The organism is Micromonospora sp. DT231 (assembly GCF_049847025.1).
In the GTDB taxonomy this organism is placed as follows: domain Bacteria; phylum Actinomycetota; class Actinomycetes; order Mycobacteriales; family Micromonosporaceae; genus Micromonospora.
Genome location: NZ_JBNCNO010000030.1, coordinates 1 through 4,982, shown reverse-complemented (window position 1 = coordinate 4,982; position 4,982 = coordinate 1). Strand labels below are relative to the sequence as shown.

Below are 4,982 nucleotides of genomic sequence, written 5' to 3'. Positions count from 1 at the left end.
GCGGTGCCCTCGATCAGCTCGTCACCGACCCGCACCGCCCGATCCTCGAACACCGACCGCCGCACCAACGCAGCACCCACCGCCGCCGAATCATCGGTGACCCGCTCCCGCAGCGCGGCCAAAGCACCCTGGCCACGGGCGGAGAACACCAACGGCACAACAGGCAACTCCCGCGACACCACATCCGCAGCGGCCGGCGCCGGGGCCTGCTCCACGATCACATGCGCATTCGTCCCCGAGATACCGAACGACGACACGGCCGCCCGGCGCGGCCGATCCACCTCTGGCCACTCCCGCGCCTCGGTGAGCAGCGAGACCGCGCCCGCCGACCAGTCGACATGCGGTGTCGGCTCGTCCACGTGCAGCGTGGCGGGCAGTTCCCCTCGCTGCAGCGCTACCACCATCTTGATGACGCCCGCGACACCGGCCGCCGCCTGGGTGTGACCGATGTTCGACTTGATCGACCCCAGCAGCAGCGGTTCGCCGGCCCCCCGCCCCTGCCCGTACGTCGCCAGCAGCGCCTGCGCCTCGATCGGGTCACCCAGCGTGGTGCCGGTGCCGTGCGCCTCCACGACGTCCACGTCCGCCGTCGACAGCCGTGCGTTCGCCAGCGCCTGCCGGATCACCCGCCGCTGCGAGGGGCCGTTCGGCGCGCTGATCCCGTTGCTCGCGCCGTCCTGGTTGACCGCGCTGCCCCGGATCACCCCGAGGATCGGGTGTCCGTTGCGCTCGGCGTCCGAGAGCCGTTCCAGCAGCAGCATGCCGACGCCCTCACCCCACGCCGTGCCGTCGGCTGCCGCCGCGAACGCCTTCACCCGCCCGTCCGGGGCCAGCCCCCGTTGCCGGCTGAACTCGACGAACAGTGTGGGCGTCGACATGATGGTGACCCCGCCGGCCAGGGCGAGGCGGCAGTCGCCGGAGCGCAGCGCCTGCCCGGCCATGTGGAGGGCGACCAGAGAGGACGAGCATGCGGTGTCGACCGACACGGCGGGGCCTTCGAACCCGAACGTGTAGGCGAGCCGACCGGACGCCACGCTCGCCGCATTGCCCGTGATCAGGTAGCCGCCGTTGCCGCCGGAGGTCTGCACCAGCGCTGTGTAGTCCTGGCCGCTGCTGCCGACGAAGACGCCGGTGCGGCTGCCGCGCAGCGTCGTGGGATCGATACCAGCGCGCTCGATCGTCTCCCAGGACACCTCGAGCAGCAGCCGCTGCTGCGGGTCCATGGCGACCGCCTCGCGCGGGCTGATACCGAAGAACCCGGCGTCGAAGTCCGCGACGTCCAGCAGGAATCCGCCGTGCCGCGAGTAGGAGGTGCCCTGCCGGTCCGGATCCGGGTCGTACAGCGCGTCGAGATCCCAGCCGCGGTCGACAGGGAACTCGGTCATCGCGTCCCGGCCCTCGGCGGCCGTACGCCAAAGGTCCTCGGGCGAGCGCACACCGCCCGGGTAGCGGCAACCCATGCCCACCACCACGATCGGTTCCTGCTCCCGCGCCTCGAACTCCTCAAGCTTGCGCCGGGTGTCGTGCAGGTCGGCAGTGACGCGGCGGAGAAAATAGCGGAGCTTGTCCTCGTCGGCCACGGCCGTCTCCTTGTCCGGGCGGTTCGGTACGGGCTGCGCGGTCACGAGATCCCCAGTTCCTTGCCGATGAAGTCGAACACCTCGTCGTCGGTGGCGGCGTCCAGGTCGTCGGCCACCGAAACCCGCTCTTCCGGTACGGCGGTGGCCGTCCAGCGCTTGGAGAGGTTCTGTAGTCGGACCGCGACCTCCGCGTGCAGCTCGGCGTCCTCGTCCACGCCCAGCAGCAGGGCTTCCAAGCGGTCGAGTTCGGCGAGCACCGAGGGCGCGCCGGTGCCGGCCAGCTCGCCGAGCAGGAATTCGCCGACCGCGGCCGGGGACGGGTGGTCGAACGCGAGCGTGGCCGGCAGCCGCAGTCCGGTGGCGGTGGCCAGTCGGTTGCGCAGCTCGACCGCGGCGAGCGAGTCGAAGCCGAGCTCTTTGAACGCGGCCGTGGCCGGGACGTCGGCGGTGCCGGCATGGCCGAGGACGGTGGCGGTGTGCGCGCGTACCAGGTCCAGCAGGTAGCGGTCCCGATCGCCGGCCGGCAGGGCGGCCAGGCGTACGGTGAGATCGGTGCCACCGCCCTCGACGGCGGCTGCCGCGGTCCGCCGGGGTGTGGCGCCCACCAGGTCGCGCAGCAGGGCCGGAACGGCGGCCGGTTCGGCGCCGCGCAGCGGTGTGAGGTCGATGCCACCGGCCACCGGTGCGGCCGCGGGCCGCGCCAGCGCTTCGTCGAACAGCGCGAGACCTTCGTCGGCGGAGAGCGTGCGCATGCCGGAGCGGGCGATCCGACGCCGGTCCGCGTCGCTCAGGTGTCCGGTCATGGCGCTGCGCTGTGCCCAGAAGCCCCAGGCGATGGAGAGCGCGGGCAGACCGTCGCCGCGCCGCTGCCGGGCGAGCGCGTCGAGATAGGCGTTGGCGGCCGCGTAGTTGCTCTGGCCGGGACTGCCGAACACGCCGGCCACCGAGGAGAACAGCACAAACGCCGCGAGGTCGGAGGTGGCCGTGAGCTCGTGCAGGTGCCGGGCGGCGTCGGTCTTGGGCCGGAACACCGTGTCGAGGCGCTCCGGGCTCTGCCGTTCGACCAGTGCGTCGTCCACCACACCGGCGGCGTGGACGACCGCGGTCAGGGGATGTTCGGCGGGCACGTCGGCGAGGAGCTTCTCGACGGACGTACGGTCGCCGAGGTCGCACGCCGCGAGGGTGACCGCCGCGCCCAGCCCGCGCAGGTCCTCTGCCAGCGCGGTCGCGCCCTCGGCGCGGTCGCCGGATCGGCTGACCAGCAGCAGGTTGCGGGCGCCGTGCCGGTCCACCAGGTGCCGCGCGAGCAGACCGCCCAGCGCGCCGGTGCCGCCGCTGATGAGAACCGTGCCATCGGGGTCGAGCGGGGCCGGCACGGTCAGCACCACCTTACCGACGTGCCGGGCCTGGCTGACGAAGCGCAGCGCGTCACCGGCGGCACGTACGTCCCAGACACCGATCGGCGGCAACGTCAACACGCCACGGGCGAACAAGTCGAGGACCTCGCGCAGGATTTCCCGGATCCGGTCCGGCCCCGCCTCGATCGCGTCGAACGCTCGATAGTGGACCCCGGCGTGGTCGTCCGAGACGCGGTCGGCGGCCCGGATGTCGGTCTTGCCCATCTCCAGGAACCGGCCGCCGCGCGGCAGCAACCTCAGCGACGCGTCGACGAAGTCGCCGGCCAGCGAATTCAGGACCACGTCCACGCCACGCCCGTCGGTCGCGGCCGAGAACTCCGCCTCGAAGTCCGTCGTACGCGACGACGCCAGGTGCGCGTCGTCAAAACCGTTACGCCGCAACACCTCCCACTTCCCCTGGCTGGCCGTACCGAAGACCTCGGCGCCGAAATGACGAGCCAGCTGGGTGGCGGCCATGCCGACACCACCGGCCGCGGAGTGCACCAGAACCCGTTCACCGGACAGCAGACCGCCCAGGTCGACAAGTGCGTAGTAGGCGGTGGTGTAGACCACCGGGACCGCCGCGGCCTGCGCGAACGACCAGCCGTCCGGGACTCGGGCGAGCATCCGGTGATCCGCGACAGTCATCGGGCCGAAGGAGCCCGGCAGCAGACCCATCACTCGGTCGCCGGGCGCGAAGTCGGTGACCGCCGCGCCCGTCTCCACGACCACACCGGCGCCCTCGCTGCCCAGCAGCGCCTGATCCGGATACATGCCGAGGGCGATCATCGCGTCCCGGAAGTTGATGCCGGCCGCCCTGATCGCGATCCTGACCTCGCCGGGCGCGAGCGGCGCTCGCGCCTGCGCGTGCTCAAGCACGGCGAGACCCTCGAGCGTGCCGTCGCCGGCCTCCAGCCGCCACGACGGATCCGGCGGCAGCACCGGCGGTACCGGCAACGATGCCAGCCGGGGAGCGAGGAGTCGGCCGTCGCGGTACGCCAGTTCCGGCTCCTGCAGACGTACGGCGGCCGCCAGTTCGGCCGGACCAGCGTCCACGCCGTCGAGCAGCAGCAAGCGGCCCGGGTGCTCGGCCTGCACAGCCCGAATCAGCCCACCCACCGCGGCCTGCGCTGGATCGCGAAGCCGCTCGCCCGGCTCCGTCACCACGCCGCCGTCGGTGAGCAGCATCAGCCGCGTGTCCGCCAGCTCCGGCGCTGCCAGGAAATCCTGCACCAGCGTCAACGTCCCGGTGGTGGTCTCACGGACCGTCCCGCCGGGCACACGAGCGATCAGCACGGTCGGCGGGTCCGCGGCGGCCAGCACGCCGGCCACCCCGGTAAAGGATGCCAAGCCCCGTAGCCCGGTCCCGTCCAGCTGGGCGAAACCCTCCACATCGACGTCCGCCGGCATCGACACAGCGCCCCAGCGGACTTCGAGAAGCCCGTCGCTGCTGGGCGTCGGCGTCACCCGCTCCAGATCGACGGCGCGCAACCCCAGCTGCCCAATCGTGGCCACCGGAGCGCCCGCCGCGTCACTCAGATCGACGCGCACCTCGCGTTCTCCGGTGCGGGTGAGGTGGACCCGGAGGTGGGTGGCGTCAGAGGCGTGTAGGCGGACGTCGGTGAAGGCGAAGGGCAGCAGGGTTTCGGTGGTCTGGTGGGTCAGGGACATGGCGTGCAAAGCGGCGTCCAGGAGTGCGGGGTGGATGCCGTAGCCGGTGGTGTCGGTGCCCTCGGGCAGGGCGACGTCGGCGTAGACGTGATCGCCGTCGGTCCAGGCGGTCTGGAGTCCGTGGAAGGTGGGTCCGTAGTCGTAACCGGCTGCGGTGAGAGCCGGATACAGGTCACTGATGTCGGCGGGTTCGGCGCCCGGTGGCGGCCAAGCGGTGAGGCCCGGGTGGGTTTCTGGTCGGGTGTCGGTGGTGAGGATGCCGGTGGCGTGTAGGCCGGTGGGAGAGGTGATGGTCAGGTCGTGGTGGCCGTCGGTGCCGGTCGGGGTGATCTGG

2 protein-coding genes are annotated in these 4,982 nt (G+C 72.1%); both read right to left on the bottom strand.

What is annotated here, in order from left to right:
* On the bottom strand, positions 1 to 1,580 hold a 1,580-nt coding region (locus ACPXBU_RS34750), incomplete at its 3' end, for a type I polyketide synthase (RefSeq protein WP_425761389.1).
* A gap of 41 nt (positions 1,581 to 1,621) precedes the next feature.
* The coding region (locus ACPXBU_RS34745) for an SDR family NAD(P)-dependent oxidoreductase (protein ID WP_425761388.1) at positions 1,622 to 4,982 on the bottom strand (3,361 nt) is incomplete at its 5' end.